The sequence below is a fragment of the Streptomyces sp. genome (genome assembly GCF_019510245.1).
In the GTDB taxonomy this organism is placed as follows: domain Bacteria; phylum Actinomycetota; class Actinomycetes; order Streptomycetales; family Streptomycetaceae; genus Streptomyces.
This window is the reverse complement of record NZ_JAEKKT010000118.1, coordinates 45,630-66,297: the sequence shown is the minus strand read 5'-3', so window position 1 is coordinate 66,297 and position 20,668 is coordinate 45,630. Positions and strand designations below refer to the sequence as shown.

The following is a 20,668-nucleotide window of genomic DNA, read 5'->3' as shown; positions in this document are numbered from 1 at the left end:
GGGAGGTTCGTGGTGATGACCGGCTCGTACGGCCGGGGGCTGCTGCATCTGGCCGCCGCCGTGGACCAGGCCGGCGTGTTCGACGCGGAGCGCTACGTCGAGCTGGTCCGGCTGGCCGAGAGCGGGGGACTGGACTTCGTGACGCTCGACGACCGGTTCGGGTGGCCGGAGACCGACGCGCTCACCGTGCTGGCGCAGGTGGCCCCGGCCACCCGGCGGATCGGGCTGGTGCCGATGACGACCGCCCCCGAGGCCGCCGTCGCCCGCCTCGACCGGGTCAGCCGGGGCCGGGCCGGCCGGTGGAGCGAGGCCCCGGGACCCGCGCCGGAGCAGCCGGTCCGGATGGCTGACGCCACCGAGCCCGCCGCACGGCGGGCCACCGCCCGCTACGCCGACGTCGCCCTGGTGCGGGCCGCGAGCTCCGCGCAGGCCGCTGCCGTGCGGGAGGAACTGCGGCAGCATGCAAAGGAGTTCGGGCGGGAGCCGGAGGCCCTGCGGGTGCTGGTGAGTCTCGTGGTGGACCTGGGCGACGGGGAGCGTGCCGCCGAGCCGGGGCACGGTGGCGGCGGGCCCCGGCAGACCGTGCAGGGGCCGCTGTACCGGGGCGGTCCGGTGGATCTGGCGGAGCTGGTCGCCGGCTGGCACGGTGAGGGTGCCGCCGACGGCTTCCACCTGGTCCCGGCCGAGCCGCGCCGCGACCTGGAGCGGCTGGTCAACGGCACCGTGGCGCTCCTCCAGCACCGCGGTCTGTTCCGCACCTTCTACCCGGGCGGCACCCTGCGCGAGCACCTGGGCCTCGCGCGGCCCGCCGGGCAACTCGCGGCACCGTGAAATACCTTGCGCATATGAGAGACATGTCATGAGTGATGACGAAAGCCATGGAAGGGCTGATCGAATGAACATGGACGCGGCCGGGGACTGGAAGCGCTGGCACGAACACCGCGAGGAGACGGTGTCGGCGCCGTACGGGCCGCTCGCACTGGTCGGCAGCCTCCCCCAGTGCCTGAAACGGCCTGGGGGGACCCCCAGATCGAGGACCATCCGGACGGCCGGCTGCCCGCCGTCCCCGGAATCTGGGCGGCCGACGGGGACGGCGTCGTGCTCACCGCGACGGCGGCCGACGGCCTCGCCCTGGACGGCGAGCCCTTCGCCGGTGAGGTGCGGCTCGCAGCCGACCCCGAACCGTCGTCCCGGGTCACGCTCGGCGAGCGCCGGCTGGTCGTCCTGGTCCGCGAGGGCGTCTGGGGCATACGGGAGTACGACCCGGCCGCCGGGACCCGCCGCGCCTTCCGGGGCATCGACGCCACCCCGTACGACCCGCGCTGGTCGGTGCCGGGACGCTTCACGCCGTACGACGACGACCCGCGCACGGTCCGCGTCGGCACCGCGGACGGAGTGGAGCGCGCGCTCGTGCTGGCCGGGGAACTCGGCTTCACCCTGGCCGGACGGGACCTGACCCTGCAGGTCGCCGAGCAGGCCGACGGGCGGCTGTGGGCGGTGTTCGCCGACGCCACCAGCGGGGCCGGCAGCTTCCGTTTCAGGTACCTCTATTCGGCCGCCCCGTCCGCCGACGGCTCCACCACCGTGGACTTCAACCGGGCGCAGCTGCCGCAGTGCGCCTTCGCGGACCACTTCATCTGCCCTTTCCCGCCGCCGGGCAACACGCTGGACGTCGCGGTGGAGGCGGGGGAGCGAAAGCTCGCCTGAGGCATTCGACGGAACATTCGACAGGGCGTCAACTCGCCCGGACCACGACAGGATCACACAAAGTCGGCATGGTTCGAACATGGTCGCACGGCCGAAAGGCACCCTTGCGGGTACCGGTCGTTCGCCCGAATACTCCCCCACAGCGCTTGTCAGGGGCATTGCGTGTCCGAAATCCGGGCGCCGCCCGCTGGCTGCGCCTCACGGGCCCCGACCCCACGCGGGCCCCCGACTTCCCCTGGGAGGGAACGACAAGTGAGGATCAAGCGCACGACCCCCCGCAGCGGTATCACGAGACGGACCCGGCTGATCGCCGTGGGCACCGGTTTCCTGGCCGCGGCGGCGCTCGCCGTCCCCACCGCGAGCGCGAGTGACACGCACACCTTCAGCACCACCGAGCTGAAGGCTGTGAACAGCTCCGTCCTGAAGGCGGACGTCCCCGGCACCGCCTGGGCCGTCGACAGCAAGACCAACCGTGTCGTCGTCACCGTCGACTCCACGGTCTCCAACGCCGAGATCGCCAAGATCAAGCGGCAGGCGGGCGTCAACTCCGGCGCGCTCACGATCAAGCACACCCCCGGCACCTTCAAGAAGCTGATCTCCGGCGGCGACGCCATCTACGGCGGCGCCTACCGCTGCTCGCTCGGCTTCAACGTGCACAGCGGGAGCACGTACTACTTCCTGACCGCGGGGCACTGCGGTCAGGTGGCCTCGACCTGGTACAGCAACTCCGGCCACACCACGGTCCTGGGCACGAACGTCAGTTACAGCTTCCCGACGAACGACTTCGCGCTGGTGAAGTACACCAACAGCTCGATCGCGCACCCGAGCGCGGTCGGCAGCCAGACCATCTCCAGCGCGGCCACGCCCAGCGTCGGGACGACGGTGTACCGCCGCGGTTCGACCACCGGCACGCACAGCGGCCGGGTCACCGCGCTCAACGCCACCGTCAACTACGGCAGCGGTGACATCGTCTACGGCATGATCCAGACCACGGTCTGCGCCGAGGGCGGCGACAGCGGCGGCCCGCTCTACGGCGGTTCCGTCGCCTACGGTCTGACCTCCGGCGGCAGCGGCGACTGCACCTCCGGCGGTACGACCTTCTTCCAGCCGGTCACCGAGGCGCTGAGCTACTACGGCGTGAGCGTCGGCTGACGACCCTGCGGATCGGGTTCGGATCGGCTTCCGGCGAGCCCCCGTACGCAACCGGCGTACGGGGGCTCGCCCTTGTACGACCCCGGGGTTACCGTCGAAGGACCGTTGGAGTCAGTCACCCCCTGGGGGTCGGCATGGTCGAGGCGTTGGTGGCGGCCGGAGCCGCTCTCGTGTCCGTCGGAGCGGTCTACGCGCTGGCCGCGGCACGGGTCGTCAGACAGTACGAGCGAGGCGTGGTGTTCCGCCTCGGCCGGCTGCGACCGGAGGTGCGCGAGCCCGGGTTCACCATGATCGTCCCGTTCGTGGACCGGCTGCAGAAGGTCAACATGCAGATCGTCACGATGCCGGTGCCCGCGCAGGAGGGCATCACCCGGGACAACGTGACCGTGCGCGTCGACGCCGTCGTCTACTTCAAGGTGACCGCGCCCGCCGAGGCGGTGGTCCGGGTCGAGGACTACCGGTTCGCGGTCTCGCAGATGGCACAGACCTCGCTCAGGTCCATCATCGGCAAAAGCGAGCTGGACGACCTGCTGTCGAACCGGGAGAAGCTCAACCAGGGGCTGGAGCTGATGATCGACAGCCCGGCCGTGGAGTGGGGCGTCACCATCGACCGCGTCGAGATCAAGGACGTCTCGCTGCCCGAGACCATGAAGCGGTCCATGGCCCGGCAGGCCGAGGCCGACCGGGAGCGCCGGGCCCGCGTCATCAACGCCGACGCCGAACTGCAGGCGTCCAAGAAGCTCGCGGAGGCGGCGAAGGAGATGTCGGAGCAGCCCGCCGCGCTCCAGTTGCGGCTGCTGCAGACGGTGGTGGCGGTCGCCGCCGAGAAGAACTCGACGCTGGTGCTGCCGTTCCCGGTGGAGCTGCTGAGGTTCCTGGAGCGGGCACAGCAGCAACTGCCGCCGGCGGCCGGGGGGACCGACGGTGCCGGCGGGGCGGCAGGGGTCGATTCCGGCCAGGGGTAGCCGGAGGCAGGCGGCGCCGTCCGCGGTCCGCCGCCGGCGCAGGCGGTGTTTGCAGTGCCGATCCTCCTGGACGGGGCGACCGCCCACGGTCCGCACACGGGGGGCGCACAACATCCGCGCACGCGAGACCTGGAGTCGACCTTGTGTGCTCCCTGTGGGGCTCGGAATAGTAGGCGGCCGTCAACCGGCCTTCCGGCCCCTGAGGTCCCCACCACCTCACCGGCCGACCCCCCCCACAGGAGGACATGAGTTGAAGCACCGACGCATACCCCGGCGCCGGGCGGCGCTCGCCGGCGCGGGTGCCGCCGCGCTCGTCGCCGCCGCAGTGACCTTCCAGAGTGCGAACGCGAGCGAGCCCGCCAAGTCCGCCGTACCCCAGATCCTGTCCGCTCCGGCGGCCGGAAAGCTCGCCTCGACGCTCTCCGCCGACCTCGGCACCGACACGGCGGGCACCTACTACGACGCCCGGTCGAAGCACCTCGTCGTCAACGTGCTCGACGACACCGCCGCGAAGGCCGTCGAGGCGGCCGGGGCGAGGGCGAGACTCGTCGCCAACTCCCTCGCCGAACTCGACGGCGCACGTACCGCCCTGCAGCAGGACGCGGCCATCCCCGGCACCTCGTGGGCGACCGACCCGGTCGGCAACAAGGTCGTCGTCACCGCCGACAGGACGGTCACCGGGTCCGAGCTGGCCAAGCTCACCAGGGTCGTCGACGCGCTCGGCGGGACCGCCGAACTCCGGCAGTCCAAAGGGCAGTTCAAGCCCTTCATCGCCGGCGGCGACGCGATCGGCGGGTCGGGCGGCCGCTGCTCGCTCGGCTTCAACGTGGTCAAGGACGGCGAGCCGTACTTCCTGACCGCCGGGCACTGCACCCAGGCCATCTCCACCTGGTCGGACTCCTCCGGGAACGTGATCGGCCAGAACGCCCGGTCCAGCTTCCCCGGCAACGACTTCGGCCTGGTCAAGTACACCTCCGACGTGGACCATCCGAGCGAGGTCGACCTCTACGACGGCTCCGCCCAGCGGATCACCGGCGCGGCCGAGGCCACCGTCGGCTTGCGGGTGACCCGCAGCGGCTCCACCACCCAGGTCCACGACGGTACGGTCACCGGCCTCGACGCCACCGTGAACTACTCCGAGGGCACGGTGAGCGGGCTCATCCAGACCGACGTGTGCGCCGAGCCCGGCGACAGCGGCGGCTCGCTCTTCTCCGGCAGCAACGCGATCGGCCTGACCTCCGGCGGCAGCGGCGACTGCACCTCCGGAGGACAGACGTTCTTCCAGCCGGTGACGGAGGCGCTCGCGGCGACGGGCGCCCGGATCGGCTGACGGTCCCGGCACCCGGCACCCGGACCCCGGCCCCTTCCCCGGCGGACCGGGGAGGGGGCACCGGGCTCAGCTGAAGACCACGGTCCGGTTGCCGTGGATGAGGACGCGGCCCTGGCAGTGCCAGTTGACGGCGCGGGCCAGCGCCAGACGTTCGGCGTCGCGGCCGACGGTGACGAGCCGGTCGGCACTGGCACGGTGATCGACCCGGATGATCTCCTGCTCGATGATCGGCCCTTCGTCCAGGTCGGCCGTGACGTAGTGGGCGGTCGCACCGACGAGCTTCACCCCGCGGCGGTGGGCCTGGTGGTACGGCTTGGCACCGGCGAAGCTCGGCAGGAAGGAGTGGTGGATGTTGATGGCCCGGCCCTCCAGCCGCTTGCACAGGTCGTCGGAGAGGACCTGCATGTAGCGGGCGAGGACCACGAGGTCGACCTGGTGCTCCTCGACCAGGGCGAGCAGCCGGGCCTCGGCCCGCGATTTGGTGTCTGCCGTCACCGGGACGTGCTCGAAGGGCACCCCCTCGGCCGCCGCCAGCGGCGCCAGGTCCGGGTGGTTCGAGACCACGAGGACGATCTCGGCGTCCAGGGCGTTGCTGCGCCACCGGTAGAGCAGGTCGGCCAGGCAGTGGTCGAACCTGGACACCATCACCAGGACCCGCGGCCTGACAGCGGCGTTCCTGAGCTGCCACTCCATCCCGAACTCGGCGGCCACGGGCGCGAAGTCCGCCCGCAGCCGCTCCAGGGTCGCCGCCGCGTCGGGGGTCGCGAAACTGGTGCGCAGGAACACGATGCCGTGGTCGGCGTCGTCGAACTGCTGGTGCTCGGTGATGTCACAGCCGTACCGGAGCAGGAACGATGTCACGGCATGGAGGATGCCGGGGCGCTCGGGGCAGCTGAGGTTGAGGACGAACTCGGTCTTCATGCAGGGCTCCTCAGCGGTGTTCCGTGCAGGCGTCGACCAGCCAGGCGGCCAGGTAGGAGGCGAACGAGGAGCGGACCAGCAGCCAGAGGCCGCAGTCCGCCTCGCCGCGCACCACGAGGGTCACCGGGGCCTGGGCCAGCAGCGTGGTCGGGCAGGAGCCGACGGGAGTCACCCGAGGATCCAGGTCGATGGCGCAGCCCTGGGCCAGGACCGTGCGGACGAGGTCCCCGGACAGGGCCAGGGCGGTGCGCTGCGCCGAGACGTCGGTGACGGTGGCGAACCCGTCGCCGACGGCCGACCGCAACCGGGCGAGGAGGCCGTCCCGCCGGCCGTCGGGGGCCACCAGCAGCCATTCGTCCGGTCCCATCCACAACACCTGGACGTCGCCGGAGAGTTCGGCACGTACGGGGCCCGGCAGGGGGACGCCCAGGCAGGACTCGACGGCCTCGGCCGCCGCGCCGCCGGGCTCCACGCGGAGGCTGAGCTGGGTCAGGAAGGGCAGTTCCCGCACCCGGAACCCGGCCGGCAGCTGCGCCAGGGTGTCCGCCCACTCGGACAGCGGGCTGAAGCGGGCGGGTGTCTCAACCGTCACGGCGAGCTCCCTCCTTGTCGAAGAGCACGGGGTCGGTCACGGTCACCGGGACGGTCCGGCCGTCCAGCGGGACGTAGAGGGTCTCGCCGATGCGCCGGGTTCCCGAACGCACCAGGGCCAGGGCGAACGTCCGCTGGAGGGCGTCGCTGCGGTAGCTGGAGGTGACGTGCCCCAGCATCGGCACCGGGGGCGCCGGGATGTCGCTGGTGGCGATGATCTGGGCGCCTTCGGGGAGCAGCACGCGCTCGTCGGCCGGCAGCAGGCCGACCAGTTGCTTGCGGTCCTCGCGCCGGTTCTCCGCGCGGGTGAAGGACCGCTTGCCGACGAAGTCCGGCTTCTTCTTCGACACGACCCACGACATGCCCAGGTCCTGCGGGGTGACGGTGCCGTCGGTGTCCTGCCCGATGATCGGGTAGGCCTTCTCGGCGCGCAGCACGTGCATCGTCTCGGTGCCGTACGGGGTGAGGCCGAACCCGCTGCCCGCCGCGTGGAGGGCCTCCCAGACCGTGATGCCGTACCAGGCGGGCACGTTGATCTCGTAGGCGAGCTCACCGGAGAAGCTGATCCGGCACACCCGCGCCGCCACCCCGGCGACGACGGTGTCCTGCCAGGACATGAAGGGGAAGGCGTCGTTGCCCACGTCCAGGCCGGACGCGACCAGGGCCAGCACGTCCCGGGAGCGGGGGCCGACCAGGGGGATGGTCACCCAGTGCTCGGTGACCGAGGTGAGGTGCACCCGGAGGCCGGGCCACTCCGTCTGGAGCCACTCCTCCATCCACTCGAGGATCCTGGCCGCGTTGCCGGTGGTGGTGGTCAGCAGGAACTCCTGCTCGGCCACCCGGATCACGGTGCCGTCGTCGATCGCCATGCCGTCCACGCCGCACATCACGCCGTAGCGGACCCGGCCCACCTTGAGGGTGCTCATCAGGTTCGTGTAGAGCCGGTCCAGCAGGACGCCGGCGTCCGGACCCTGCACGTTGATCTTGCCGAGCGTGGAGCCGTCCATCATCGCGACGCCGGTGCGGGCGGCCCGGCACTCGCGCAGTACCGCCTCCTCCATGGTCTCCCCGGGCCGCGGGTAGTACCAGGGCCGCTTCCACTGGCCGACGTTCTCGAACAGGGCACCCTGCCCGACGTGCCAGGGGTGCAGAGCGGTCACCCGGACCGGGTCGAACAGCTCACCCCGGTTGCGGCCCGCGAGGGCGGCGAAGGCCACCGGCACTGCGGGCGGGCGCAGCCGCATGGTGCCCAGGTCGGCCACGTCCACCCCGAGCGCCTCGGCGACGATGCCCGAGGTCATCACGCCCGAGGTACGGCCCTGGTCATGGGCGGTACCGATCGTGGTGTAGCGCTTGACGTGCTCCACCGAGCGCAGGCCGGCCCCGGTCGCGCGCAGCACGTCGGAGACGGTCGCGTCGCGCTGGAGGTCGACGAACTGGAGCGTGCCGTCGTGCTCCTCCTGCGGGCTCGGCACCCGCCACAGCACCCGGGCCGGCGCCCCGTGCGGGAGCGGGGCGGGCGCCGGCAGGTCGATCGGCCGGCCGGTCCTGCCCAGCGCCGACAGCGCCTGCCGGGCCGCGTCCGCGCCGTCGGCGAGACAGCCGGAGAGGGTGAAGGTACCGGCCACCGACCCCGCCGTACGGACGGTGCGCAGCGCCTCGGCCGGGACGAACGCGCCGATCGCGGCCTCGTAGCGCAGGCTGCCGCGGGCCTGGCTGAACAAAGCCACCGCCGGGTTCCAGCCGCCGGAGACCAGCAGCAGATCGCAGTCGACGCCCTGCCGTCCGCCGAGGCCTCCGTCCCCGAAGGGGGCGACGTGGGCGCGCGTGACGCGTTCGACACCGCTGGTGCCGGTGACGACATGGCCCGTGCGGAGGCCGATGCCGCGTTCGGCGCAGGCGGCCTGCCAGTGGTCCGGCACCTCCTCGCGGGCGTCGACCACCGCGGCGATCCGGACGCCCGCGTCGGCCAGTTCGAGGGCGGCGGGGTAGGCGCTGTCGTTCGTGGTGAACACGACGGCCCGCCTGCCGGGCAGGACGCCGAAGCGGTTCAGGTAGGTGCGGGCCGAGCCGGCCAGCATGATCCCGGGACGGTCGTTGTTGTCGAAGGCGACCGGACGCTCGTACGCGCCGGTGGCGTACACGACCTGCCGGGCGCGGACGCGCCAGATCCGCTGCCGGGAGACATGGGCGGGAGCGGCGGCGCCGAGGTGGTCGGTGCGCTTCTCCAGGGCCAGGACGAGCCCGTCGTCGTAGTGGCCGAAGGCGGTGGTGCGCCGCAGGACGCGTACGTCGGGGAGAGCACCGAGTTCGGTGACGACGTCGTCGACCCACTGCGTCGCCGGCGCGCCGTCGAGGAGTTCCTGACTCCCGAGCAACGACCCGCCGGGCCGCGGGAGTTCGTCGACGAGCACCACCCGGGCGCCGGACCGGGCGGCGGCCAGCGTGGCGGCCAGGCCCGCCGGGCCCGCGCCGACCACGAGGACGTCGCAGTGGGCGTGCATGGTGTCGTAGCGGGCGGTGTCGGGCTCGCTGCTCAGCCTGCCCTGGCCGGACAGACCCCGGGCGACGAGACCGTCGTACAGCTCCACGGTGGTGGCCGTGAGCATGGGCTCGGGGAAGGGGGCCTCGATCTGGACGAGCGCGTTGGGTTCCTCGGCTCCGGCGGACAGGACGCCGCGCGGGCGGCCGTGCTTGATGCTGTCGGCCACGTGGTGCACGCCGTTGGCCAGCAGGGCGGAGGCGAGGGTGTCACCGGGATGGCCGGTGTAGGCGGTGCCGTCGAAGGTGAAGGAGAGGGCGGTGCCGCGGTCGACGTGACCGTGTCCCAGAGCGCGGAAAGGGGTGTTCATCGGCCGGCCTCCTGGCCCTTCGCGGTGCTCGTGGGGGAAGGGCGGTCGGCACCGACCTTGTAGACCGCGAGGAACTCGTGGGTGACGGTGTCGCGCACGGCGTTGAACCAGCGGCGGCAGCCGGCCGAGTGCACCCAGCGCTCGGCGAACGGGCCCTTGGGGTTGTCGCGGAAGAAGACGTATTGGGCCCACTGCTCGTCGTCGAGCGCGTAGGGGTCCTCGGGGTAGGCGACGTGCGCCTGGCCGCCGTAGTGGAACTCGACCTCCTCGCGCTCACCGCACCAGGGACAGGTGATGAGTTGCATCAGGATCTCCCAGAGGTCTCAGTGCGCGACGGCGGCGGCGCCGTGCTCGTCGACGAGGGCGCCGCTGGTGAAGCGGTCGAGGGTGAACGGCGCGTTGTAGGGGTGCGGTTCGCCGGTGGCGACGGTGTGCGCGAAGCACCAGCCGACGCCCGGGGTGGCCTTGAAACCGCCGGTGCCCCAGCCGCAGTTGAGGTAGAGGTCCGTGACGGGGGTCAGGCCGACGATGGGGGAGGCGTCCGGGGTGGTGTCGACGATGCCGGCCCAGGTGCGCAGCATGTGGGCGCGGGCGAAGACGGGGAACAGCTCCAGGGCGGCGGCCATCTGGCGCTCCAGGATGTGGAAGGCGCCGCGCTGCCCGTAGCCGTTGTAGCTGTCGATGCCGGCGCCCATGACCAGTTCGCCCTTGTGCGCCTGCGACACGTACACGTGGACGGCGTTCGACATCACCACGGTCGGGTGCACGGGCTCCAGCAGCTCGGACACCAGGGCCTGGAGGGGGTGGCTCTGCAGCGGCAGCCGCAGTCCGGCCATGGCGGCCAGTACGGAGGAGTGCCCGGCCGCCGCGAGCGCGACCTTGCCGGCGGCGATGGGGCCGCGCGTGGTCTGCACGCCGCGCACCCGGCCGTCGACGATGTCGAGGCCGGTGACCTCGCAGTCCTGGATCAGGTCGATGCCGTACGCGTCGGCCTTGCGGGCGAAGCCCCAGGCCACGTAGTCGTGCTTGGCGATGCCCGCGCGCGGCTGGTAGGTGGCGCCGAGCACCGGATAGCGCACGTCCGGCGAGATGTTCACGATGGGGCAGACCTTGGCGACCTCGTCCGGCTCCAGCCACTCGGCGTCGATGCCGTTGAGCTGGTTGGCGTAGACGCGGCGCCTGCTGTCGCGGACGTCCTGGAGGGTGTGGGCCAGGTTGAGCACGCCGCGCTGGCTGAAGAGGATCGGGTAGTCGAGGTCCTCCTCGAGGGTCTCCCAGAGCTTGAGGGAGTGCTCGTAGATGCCGGAGCTCTCGTCCCAGAGGTAGTTGGAGCGGATGATCGTGGTGTTGCGGGCCATGTTGCCGCCCGCGAGCCAGCCCTTCTCCAGCACGGCGACGTTGGTGATGCCGTGGTTCTTCGCCAGGTAGTAGGCGGTGGCGAGGCCGTGCCCGCCGCCGCCGACGACGACGACGTCGTACGACCGCTTGGGGTCGGGGTTGCGCCACAGGAAGTCGGGGTGGTCGGGCAGGTCGGCACCGGGCGCGGCGGGAGCGGTGTTCCCGGGCGTCGCGGGGGAGTCGGCGTGCGGGCGCGTCACTGAGCAGCCTCCTCGGCCACGAGTCGCGGGTCGACGGGGGATTCCGGGGAGCCGGGGTAGAGCGGGAAGCGGTCGGTCAGTGCCTGGACGCGCCGGCGCAGTTCTTCGGCGACCCGGTCGTCGAAGCCCGGCAGGAAGGCCGTGGCGACGATGTCGGCGACCTCGGTGAACTCCGCAGCGCCGAAGCCGCGGGCGGCCAGGGCGGGCGTGCCGATGCGGACACCGGAGCTGACCATCGGCGGGCGCGGGTCGAAGGGGACGGCGTTGCGGTTGACGGTGATGCCGACCCGGTGCAGCTGGTCCTCCGCCTGCCTGCCGTCGAGTTCGGAGTGGCGCAGGTCCACCAGGACCAGGTGCACGTCGGTGCCCCCGGTCAGCACGCTGACCCCGGCCGCCCTGGTGTCCTCGGCCAGCAGCCGCTCGGCCAGGATCGCCGCGCCTTCGAGGGTGCGGCGCTGCCGCTCCGCGAACTCCGGCTGGGCGGCCATCCTGAACGCCACGGCCTTCGCCGCGACGACGTGTTCGAGGGGGCCGCCCTGCTGGCCGGGGAAGACCGCCGAGTTGATCTTCTTGGCGAGTTCGGCGGTGGACAGGATCACCCCGCCGCGGGGACCGCCGAGCGTCTTGTGGGTGGTGGTGGTCACCACGTGCGCGTGCGGTACCGGGGAGGGGTGCAGGCCGGCCGCGACCAGGCCCGCGAAGTGCGCCATGTCGACCATCAGGTAGGCGCCGACCTCGTCCGCGATCCGGCGGAACTCCGCGAAGTCCAGGTGGCGGGGGTAGGCCGACCAGCCGGCCACGACCAGCTTCGGCCGGTGCTCGTGGGCGAGCTTGCGGACCTGGTCCATGTCGATGCGGTGGTCGTCCTCGCCGACCCGGTAGGCCGCCACCTTGTACAGGCGGCCGGAGAAGTTGAGCCGCATGCCGTGGGTGAGGTGGCCGCCGTGCGCCAGGTCCAGCCCGAGGATCGTGTCGCCGGGCTCCAGCAGGGCGGCCATGACGGCCGCGTTGGCCTGGGCGCCGGAGTGGGGCTGCACGTTGGCGGCCTCGGCGCCGAACAGCTCCTTGATGCGGTCGATCGCGATCTGCTCGATGGCGTCGACGTGCTCGCAGCCGCCGTAGTAGCGGCGCCCGGGGTAGCCCTCGGCGTACTTGTTGGTCAGGACCGAGCCCTGGGCCTGCATGACCGCGAGCGGTGAGCAGTTCTCGCTCGCGATCATCTCCAGCGTGCCGCGCTGCCGCGCCAGCTCGGCGTCGATCGCCGCGGCGATCTCGGGGTCGAAGTCGTCGAGCCGGGCGCTGAGAACCGCGGAACGGGCCGCTTGCTGGTCGGGTGCGTGGGCAGTCATGGGAACTCCCTGAAGACCTGGAGACCGACTGGAAGGCGACTGATATATCAACCTGCTGTTGCGATACGCTAAGAGGACGGATCGGGTCGCGTCAAGGGAGGGCTTCGCGTGACGTCGTCGACCTTCGCTGGTCAGGGCGCTGGCCAGGGCGGTGCTGAAAATGCCGCTCAGGGCGGTGCCGAAGGTATCGCTCAGGGCGGTGGAACGCTGGCCGACCAGGCCTACCGCGCCATCTCGGACCGTCTGGTGACCCTCCGGATCCGCCCCGGCGAGCCCGTCAACGACGAGCGGATCGCCACCGAACTCGGCTTCGGCCGCACCCCGGTCCGCGAGGCCCTCAAGCGCCTCGAACACGAGCGTCTGATCGTCGCCTACCCCCGGCGCGGGACCTTCGCCACCGAGGTCCAGATCGCCGACCTCGGGCACATCTCGGAGGTCCGCAGGCAGCTGGAGCCCCTCGCCGCGGGCCTGGCGGCGCAGCGGGCCGGGGAGGCCGACCGCGCCGCCCTCGACCGGCTGCTGGCCGGGCTCGCGGACGCGTCCGGCGCCGGTACGGACCTGATCCGCCTCGACATGACCCTGCACCGCGCCATCTACGCCGCGACCCGCAATCCCTACCTCGAAGACACGCTGATCCGGTACGACAACCTGGCCACCCGCATCTGGTGCCTGTTCCTCGACCGGCTGCCGGGCCTCGCGGGTCATGTCCACGAGCACGGGCCCCTGCTGCGCGCCGTCATCGAGGGCGACGCGGAGAAGGCCGTGGCTCTTGCCCGGGCGCACGTGGAAGGGTTCGAGGCGGCTGTCCGCGGCGTCATCTGAGCCGCGCGTCGCGTACGGCTGAGCTGCGACTGGCCGACCTGACCGGGCGCTGCGTGCGCACCCCGGTCACCGGAAGCTGCCGGAGGTGCCCCGGCGCCTCGACCGCGCGACACTCCTCACGTCGCTGAGGGTGCCGGGTTCGTCGCGTTCGTCGCACACCGTATTGCGTTCGTCGCACACCGTATTGCGCTGCCCGGTGCGGGCCGCTGAAGGGCGGCCGTTCGGGGCGTGTCGCGAGACGGCACCTCCCAACTCCTCTGTCCGGTCGGGGAGGTGACGGTGCGGCGCCTTTCGGTCGCCTCTCGTTTCGCCCAGAAATCATCCATGTGTTCGAACACGGGTCGCTGACCGGTGCTGATGGGGTTAGAGTAATCGAACGAGCGTACGATGAGCATATCGGGCGTATGGCCGAAAAGGGGTGGAGTGATGGAGGTGCGGCATGACGGGCTTCGCCCATCTGCACGTCGCGTCCGGTTACTCCGCCCGCTACGGCGCCTCTCACCCCGAGCAGCTCGTCGAGCGGGCGGCGGAACGGGGCATGTCCGCGCTCGCGCTCACCGACCGGGACACGGTCACCGGAACTGTTCGATTCACGCAGGCGTGTGCGAAAGCCGGGGTCCGGCCGCTCTTCGGCATCGACCTGGCGGTCCAGGCCCTTGCGCCCCCGCCGCCCGCCCAGCGCCGCCGCACCCCGGCGCGCGGCGGCGCGCACGTGGTCGAGCCGCCGCTGCGGTTCGTGCTGCTCGCCCAGGACCGGGAGGGCTGGGCCCGGCTGTGCCGGATCACGTCGGCCGCCCATGTCGGTGCCGTGTCCGGAACGCCGCCGGTGGTGCCGTGGGAGGCGCTGCGCGAGTACGGCGGCACCGGCCTGACCGTGCTGCTCGGGCCGCTCTCGGAACCGGTGCGGGCGCTGTCGGTGGGCCGGGAGGACGTCGCGATGAAGCTGCTGGCGCCCTGGCAGGAGATCTTCGGAAGGGATGTTCGATTGGAAGCCGTCGCGCAGAAACGTTCCGGCACTGGTCCTGGATCCCTGCGCCTGGCCGCCCGCACCCTCGCGCTGGCCGACCGCACCCGCACCACCGCCGTGCTCTCCAACGCCGTCCGCTACGCCGACCCCGGCCAGCACCGCCTCGCCGACGTCCTGGACGCCGCCCGACTGCTCAGGCCGATCGACCGCCGCCGCCTGGACAGCGGACAGCGCTGGCTCAGGGACGAGAAGGGGATGGGGGCCGTCGCCCGCATGATCGCCGAATGCGCCGGAACGGACGTCCGGCGGGCCCGCCGGCTGATGGCCGACACCGCGGACACCGCGACCGCGTGCACCGTGGACCCGGCGGCCGACCTCGGCCTCGGCACCCCGCACCTGCCCGAACCGGCGCTCTTCGGCGCCGAGCCCGGAGCCGGCGGCGCGGCCCGGCTGCTCCGCCTGCGCAGCGAGGCCGGTCTGGTCCGGCGCGGCCTCGACCGCGACCGGGAGGCGCTCGCCCGGCTGGACGAGGAACTCGCCGTCATCTCCCACTGGAACTACGACGCGTACTTCCTCGCCATCGGACAGGTCGTCGCCGACATCCGGGCCAAGGGCATCCGGGTCGCGGCCCGCGGCTCCGGCGCAGGTTCGCTGGTCTGCCACGCCCTGGACATCGCCACCGCCAACCCGCTCGACCACAGCCTGCTGTTCGAACGGTTCCTGAGCAGGCGCCGTGAGTCGCTGCCCGACATCGACATCGACGTGGAGTCCGCCCGCCGGCTGGAGTGCTACGACGTGATCTTCGAACGGTTCGGCAAGGAGCGGGTGGCGGTCACCGCGATGCCCGAGACCTACCGGGCGCGCAGGGCGCTCAGGGACACCGGCCTCGCCCTCGGCCTCCCGCCCGCCGACGTGGACCGGATCGCCAAGAGCTTCCCGCACCTGCGCGCCTGTGACATCACCGGCGCCCTCGCCGAACTGCCCGAACTGCGGCAGCTGGCCGCCGAGGCGCACCGGTACGGACCGCTGTGGGAGCTCGCCGAGGGCCTCGACTCCCTGGTCCACGGCATGGCCATGCACCCCTGCGGTGTGGTCATCAGCGACGCCACCCTCCTGGACCGGCTGCCGGTGCAGCCCACCCCGCAGGGCGACTACCCCATGGCCATGGCCGCGAAGGAGGAGATCGAGGCGCTGGGCAACATCAAACTCGACGTCCTGGGCGTGCGGATGCAGTCCGCGATGGCCCACGCCGTCACGGAGATCGAACGAACAACGGGTCACCGTATCGAGCTGGACGACCCGGAACAGGTGCCGCTCGACGACGTCTTCGCCTTCAAGCTCATCCAGGCCAGCCAGACCCTTGGCCTGTTCCAGCTGGAGTCGCCGGGCCAGCAGGACCTGCTGTCCCGGCTGCAGCCCCGCGACGTGCAGGACGTCATCGCCGACATCAGCCTCTTCCGTCCCGGCCCGGTCGCCGGCGGCATGCCCGAGCGGTACATCGCCGCCCGGCACGGCGGCACGCCCGACTACGCCCACCCGGACCTGGAGCCGGTGCTCGCCGACACCTACGGCGTGACCATCTGGCACGAGCAGATCATCGAGACGCTGCGGGTACTGACCGGCTGCGACCGGGCCTTCGGCGAGGTCACCCGGCGGGCGCTCGGCGACAAGGAGCAACTGCCCAGGATCAGGGACTGGTTCCACGAGCGGGCCCGTGCGCGCGGTTACAGCGCGGCCGTGCGGGAGGAGGTCTGGAAGACCGTCGAGGCCTTCGGCGCGTACGGCTTCTGCCGGGCCCACGCGGTCGCGTTCGCCGTACCGGCGCTGCAGAGCGCCTGGCTCAAGGCGCACTACCCGGCGTTCCTGCTGGCCGGTCTCCTCGAACACGACCCCGGGATGTGGCCCAAGCGGGTCCTGGTCTCCGACGCCCGCCGCCGCGGGGTTCCCGTCCTGCCGGTCGACGTCAACCACTCCCGGGTGAAGCACACCGTGGAGAAGACCGACGGGGACCGGTGGGGTGTGCGGCTCGCGCTGTCCGCGGTGCACGGCATCCGAGAGGACGAGTGTGCGCGGATCGAGGAGGGGCAGCCGTACGGATCACTGTCGGACTTCTGGCAGCGGGCCCACCCCAGCAGGCCGGTCGCCGAACGCCTCGCCGAGATCGGCGCCCTGAACTGTCTGCACGACGGCCGGCTCACCCGCCGTGACCTGCTGCTCCAGATCGCCGAGCTGCACCGGCAGTCCCGCACCCGTTCCGCGCACGAGGGGCAACTGCCCATCGATGCGGGCGCCGTCGGCGGGGCCGAGCCGAGCGGCCTGCCGGAGATGACCGGACGCGAGGCGCTGAGCGCCGAGCTGAACACCCTCGGCATCGACGTCTCCCGGCACCTGATGGAGCACCACCACCGGCTGCTGCGCGAGATCGGCGCGACCGACGCGGCGCATCTTGCCGGGCTGCGGGCCGGGCAGCAGGTCCTCGTCGCCGGTGTGCGGGCCTCGACGCAGACCCCGCCGATCGCGAGCGGCAGGCGGATCATCTTCGTCACCCTGGAGGACGGTTCCGGCCTGGTCGACCTGGCGTTCTTCGAGGACTCCCACCCGGCCTGCGCGCACACCGTGTTCCACAGCGGACTGCTCCTCGTCCGCGGCACGGTCCAGGTGCGCGGCACCCGCCGTACCGTCGTGGGCACCATGGCCTGGGACCTGGACGAGATCGCCGCGGCCCGCCGGGACAGCGGCCCCGAGGCCGCCCTCGCCCTCCTCGGCCGGAGCCGCCCGCACCCGACCCCCGCCCAGCCGCAGCGCACCCTGGCCAACGGCACCACCGGCGCCCGCCTCCACCCGTACGCCGACCTCCAGCCGGCCGGCACCCGCTCCGCCGACCTGAAGAAGTTCGGCCACCGCAGCCCCGGGAGTGCGGGATGAGCGGGATGAGCGGGATGAGCCCGCGCCGGCGGCAGATCGCCCACCTGCATCTGCACACCGTTCTGACGGAGGCTCAGTACGACGACATAATCGAACTGATGTCTGGTATTACGCCCCACGTGCAGACCGTCCCGCCCAACGCGGTGCAGCTGGACCTGACTTCGGCGCTCCGGTACTTCGACCTGTCTCCCTATGACATGGTCCAGACGGCGATGATCCGGCTGAAGCTCTTCTACGGCATCGACAGCAGCGCCGGGCTCGCGGGCAACCGCATGCTGGCGGCCATGGCTGCCGACGCGTCCGCGCCCGGGGACACCACCTGGGTCCCCGTCGAACGGGCCGCCGAATGGCTGTATCCACGCCCGGTCACCGCGCTGCCCGGGATCGGCCGCGCCACGGCCTCGACGCTCAGCAGATACGGCCTGCACACCATCGGCCAGATCACCGACCTGCCCGCAGCGACCCTGCAACGGCTCCTCGGAGCCGGCCAGGCGCGGCTGCTGGCCGAGCGTGCCCGCGGCCATGACCCCCGCCCGGTGGTCCTCGCGGAACCGGCGACCCATCTGACCGCCGATCTCGTGCTGGACCAGGACTGTCTCGATCCGGCGCAGCAGCACCGGGCGGTCCTGGGGCTCGCCGAACAGGTCGGCCTGCGCCTGCGCGGTGAGAGTCAGGTCGCCGGCCGGCTCACTCTCACGGTCCGGTACGCCGACCGCAGCTCCACCACACGTACGCGCACCCTGCCGGAACCCACCGACCACTCACCCGCCCTTGCCGCAGCAGCCCTTGGACTGCTGACCGCCCTCGGGCTGCAGCGGGCAAGAGTCCGTGCCTTCGCGATCCGCGCCGATGACCTGCTGCCCGCCGAGAGCGCCTACTGGCAGCTCTCCCTGGATCCGGGCGATGCCCGCGCCCGCGCGGCCGAAGCGGCCGCGGACCGTGCTCGCCGGCGCTTCGGGCCGGGGGCCGTACGCCCAGCCGCTCTGGCGGACTGACTGCTTGCGTCCGGGGTCAACGGCCGCTTGCGCCATGTCGAGATCCCGTCGTCCGCCCACCGGGGGACGACATGGAAGTGCAGGTGCGGGACGGACTGTTCCGATCCCTGTCCGCCGGCGTTCAGAGTGGTGACGAGGCGTCCAGGGCGGTGCGCATGGCTGCCGCCACCCTGTCACGGTCCGCCCGGAGCCGGCATCGGCCGTCGGGCCGGCGGGATGGTGCCGCTGCCGGTCCTGGTGCGTCAGTTGGCCCACGGCGGCACGATCCTGCTGCCGTCGGCCAGTTCGGCCTCCAGGCCGACGGACGTGGTGACCCAGGAGAGCGCGGTGTGGTCGGTCGGGTTCTCGACGGTGAGAGTGGCGCCGGGGTTGACGATGACGGTGTCGCCGGTCCGGACGCGGTCGGTGCGGCCGTCGACGGTGATCAGGAGCTCGCCGACGAGCAGGTGGAAGATCTCCTCCCGGTTGACGGTGTGGGCGGGCGCCCGGGTCCCGGCGGGTATCTCCCCTCGCCACGCGCACAGTTCCTTGCTGCCGGTGCGAGGGGTGGCGTAGGAGACGAAGCGGGCGCCGTGGATCTCGTGGGTGGTGGCCTCGGCGGAGCGGACGACGGGCATGGGTGCCTCCTGGTGAAGTGGTCAAGCAGCTTGTCTATATGGTCAAGCTGCTTGACCGATCCGTCAAGAGTGTTTCAATGCCCCCGTGCAGAACTCCGAGGCCATGGCCCTGTCCGCAGCCCTGCTCGCCACAGCCGGCGAGCTGACCCAGCGCATCAATGAAGGGGTCGTGGCCCGTGGTTTCGAAGGGGTCAGGCCCGCCCACGGCTTCGCCTTCGCGCGGCTCGCGCCGGACGGGGCCACCGTCACCGAACTCGCCGCGCATCTCGGCGTGACCAAGCAGGCGGCGAGCCAGCTTGTCGATGAAATCGTGCGCAAGGGGTATGCCGAGCGCCGGCCGCACCCCACGGACGCGCGGGCGCGGCTGATCGTGCTCACCGGGCGGGGGTGGGCGTGCACGCGGGCCGCGGAGGAGGCGGCCGCGGAGGCCGTGCGCGGCTGGGGGGACGTGCTGGGGGAGGAGGGAGTGCGCGTGTTGCGGGACTCCTTGGCTCGTATCGCCCCCTATGGTCCCCTCAGGCCCAGCTGGTGACATCCCGTCAGGCGAAGGGCTCGCGACCGGTTACTCGGAAGTTTTACCGACGCGTAACTTCACGCTTGCACTACTCGTCCGTAACTTGATGGATGAACAGCATCCTTCGTGATCCGGATCACAGGGCGTAAGGCCGTCGTACCTCCCTTGAGCCGCAAGGAGATCACCCGATGCTGCCCTGGAAACGAGTGTTCAGACCCCTGACCGCGCTGCTCCTCGCCGCCGCCGTCGCCACCGTTCCCGCCGCCACCGCCCACGCCTCCGGCGCCCCCAGCACCGGCTGGAACGACTATTCCTGCCGTCCCTCCGCCGCCCACCCCCGCCCCGTGATCCTGGTCCACGGCACCCTCGGCAACTCCGTCGACAACTGGCTCTCCCTCGCCCCGTACCTGGAGGACCGCGGCTACTGCGTCTTCTCCCTCGACTACGGCCAGCTGTCCGGCGTCCCCGTCTTCTACGGCCTCGGCCCCATCGACAAGTCGGCAGAGCAACTCTCCGCCTTCGTAGACAAAGTGCTCGCCGCGACCGGCGCCGCCAAGGCCGACCTCGTCGGCCACTCCCAGGGCGGCATGATGCCCCGCTACTACCTGAGGTTCCTCGGCGGCTCCGCCAAGGTGAACGCCCTCGTCGGCCTCGCCCCCGACAACCACGGCGCCACCCTCAGCGGCCTCACCAACCTGCTGCCGTACTTCCCCGGCGCCTCGGACCTGATCAACGCCACCACCCCCGGCCTCGCCGACCAGATCCCCGGCTCCGCCTTCCTCACCAAGCTCAACGCGGGCGGCGACACCGTCCCCGGAGTGCACTACACGGTCATCTCCACCAAGTACGACGAGGTGGCCACCCCCTGGCAGAGCCAGTACCTGAGCGGCTCCGACGTCCACAACGTCCTGCTCCAGGACCTCTGCTCGCTCGACCTCTCCGAGCACGTGGCGATCGGGCTCTTCGACCGGATCGCCTTCCATGAGGTGGCCAACGCGCTCGACCCCGCCCACGCCACCGCCACCACCTGTGCGTCGGCGTTCAGCTGAGCGGCAGCCCAACTGAACGCCGCCGGGGCCTGTCCGGCCTGAGCCGCCGGTCAGGCCCCGGAGCCTGAGGGATCGGCGTCAGGGCGGCCGATCAGAAAGCTAGCCCCAAGAAACCGTGGAATCGCCTGCTGGGAGCGGGCGACGGAGATCCTTATGGTCGCCTTAAGGGAGTGTTCGGACTGCGCTGAGGTAGCGAGACCCGGAAGCCCCGACTCGCCTGCGCCTGAGCGCTGCGACTGTCCGTGGCAGTCCGTGTTCGTTCGCAGCCGGACGCCTCCGTTGGCTCCCAGAATGGCTCCCGGGACTGTCGCTAC

At 71.8% G+C, this 20,668-nt stretch carries 14 protein-coding genes and 2 pseudogenes; 10 read left to right on the top strand and 6 right to left on the bottom strand.

Going from position 1 to position 20,668, the window contains the following annotated elements; all coding sequences use genetic code 11:
• Window positions 1-15: 15 nt before the first annotated feature.
• The 5 genes and pseudogenes from JF597_RS09860 (at window position 16) to JF597_RS09840 (ending at window position 5,154) form a co-directional block, all read left to right on the top strand.
• Complete coding sequence (locus JF597_RS09860) at window positions 16-831, top strand: LLM class flavin-dependent oxidoreductase (RefSeq protein WP_293991892.1); 816 nt, start codon at window positions 16-18, stop codon at window positions 829-831.
• Window positions 832-895: 64 nt separating this feature from the next.
• A pseudogene (locus tag JF597_RS09855) lies at window positions 896-1,707 on the top strand (DUF1684 domain-containing protein).
• A gap of 252 nt (window positions 1,708-1,959) precedes the next feature.
• Window positions 1,960-2,859 carry a S1 family peptidase gene (locus tag JF597_RS09850; RefSeq protein WP_293991889.1) on the top strand — a complete coding sequence of 300 codons (900 nt, stop codon included), beginning with the start codon at window positions 1,960-1,962 and terminating at the stop codon, window positions 2,857-2,859.
• Between the two features lie 134 nt (window positions 2,860-2,993).
• Window positions 2,994-3,824, top strand: coding sequence for a slipin family protein (locus JF597_RS09845; RefSeq protein WP_293991887.1), 831 nt, complete (start codon window positions 2,994-2,996; stop codon window positions 3,822-3,824).
• 250 nt (window positions 3,825-4,074) lie between these two features.
• On the top strand, window positions 4,075-5,154 hold the full coding sequence (locus JF597_RS09840; RefSeq protein ID WP_293991885.1) for a S1 family peptidase: 1,080 nt from the start codon (window positions 4,075-4,077) through the stop codon (window positions 5,152-5,154).
• 66 nt (window positions 5,155-5,220) lie between these two features.
• Here the strand turns inward: JF597_RS09840 and purU are convergent, their stop codons facing one another.
• The 5 genes and pseudogenes from purU to glyA form a co-directional block, all read right to left on the bottom strand.
• The gene (gene purU / locus JF597_RS09835; RefSeq protein ID WP_293991883.1) at window positions 5,221-6,075 is read right to left on the bottom strand and encodes a formyltetrahydrofolate deformylase; all 855 of its coding nucleotides are present in this window, start codon (window positions 6,073-6,075) and stop codon (window positions 5,221-5,223) included.
• Window positions 6,076-6,085: 10 nt separating this feature from the next.
• Entirely contained in the window at window positions 6,086-6,667 is a 582-nt protein-coding gene (locus JF597_RS09830; protein WP_293991880.1) for a sarcosine oxidase subunit gamma family protein, read from the bottom strand.
• Window positions 6,657-9,823, bottom strand: a pseudogene (locus JF597_RS09825) (sarcosine oxidase subunit delta family protein). Before JF597_RS09825 ends, JF597_RS09830 begins: the two are co-directional and overlap by 11 nt.
• 18 nt (window positions 9,824-9,841) lie before the next feature.
• Window positions 9,842-11,047, bottom strand: a complete 1,206-nt coding sequence (locus JF597_RS09820) for a sarcosine oxidase subunit beta family protein (protein ID WP_293992000.1) — start codon at window positions 11,045-11,047, stop codon at window positions 9,842-9,844.
• Window positions 11,048-11,112: 65 nt separating this feature from the next.
• Complete coding sequence (gene glyA / locus JF597_RS09815; protein WP_293991878.1) at window positions 11,113-12,465, bottom strand: serine hydroxymethyltransferase; 1,353 nt, start codon at window positions 12,463-12,465, stop codon at window positions 11,113-11,115.
• Window positions 12,466-12,651: 186 nt separating this feature from the next.
• Here glyA and JF597_RS09810 point away from each other — a divergent pair, with 186 nt between their 5' ends.
• The 3 genes from JF597_RS09810 (at window position 12,652) to JF597_RS09800 (ending at window position 18,174) form a co-directional block, all read left to right on the top strand.
• Entirely contained in the window at window positions 12,652-13,287 is a 636-nt protein-coding gene (locus tag JF597_RS09810; RefSeq protein WP_293991997.1) for a GntR family transcriptional regulator, read from the top strand.
• Between the two features lie 439 nt (window positions 13,288-13,726).
• A complete protein-coding gene (dnaE, locus tag JF597_RS09805; protein WP_293991876.1) occupies window positions 13,727-17,179 on the top strand; it encodes a DNA polymerase III subunit alpha in 3,453 nt (1,150 codons plus the stop codon).
• Between the two features lie 14 nt (window positions 17,180-17,193).
• Window positions 17,194-18,174: an ImpB/MucB/SamB family protein gene (locus JF597_RS09800; RefSeq protein ID WP_366916389.1), complete on the top strand. Its 981-nt coding sequence runs from the start codon at window positions 17,194-17,196 to the stop codon at window positions 18,172-18,174.
• 242 nt (window positions 18,175-18,416) lie between these two features.
• Here the strand turns inward: JF597_RS09800 and JF597_RS09795 are convergent, their stop codons facing one another.
• Window positions 18,417-18,791, bottom strand: coding sequence for a cupin domain-containing protein (locus JF597_RS09795; RefSeq protein WP_293991873.1), 375 nt, complete (start codon window positions 18,789-18,791; stop codon window positions 18,417-18,419).
• 85 nt (window positions 18,792-18,876) lie between these two features.
• Here JF597_RS09795 and JF597_RS09790 point away from each other — a divergent pair, with 85 nt between their 5' ends.
• Window positions 18,877-19,323: a MarR family winged helix-turn-helix transcriptional regulator gene (locus JF597_RS09790; protein WP_293991871.1), complete on the top strand. Its 447-nt coding sequence runs from the start codon at window positions 18,877-18,879 to the stop codon at window positions 19,321-19,323.
• 170 nt (window positions 19,324-19,493) lie between these two features.
• A complete protein-coding gene (locus tag JF597_RS09785) occupies window positions 19,494-20,354 on the top strand; it encodes an alpha/beta fold hydrolase (RefSeq protein ID WP_293991870.1) in 861 nt (286 codons plus the stop codon).
• The last annotated feature ends 314 nt before the right edge of the window (window positions 20,355-20,668 follow it).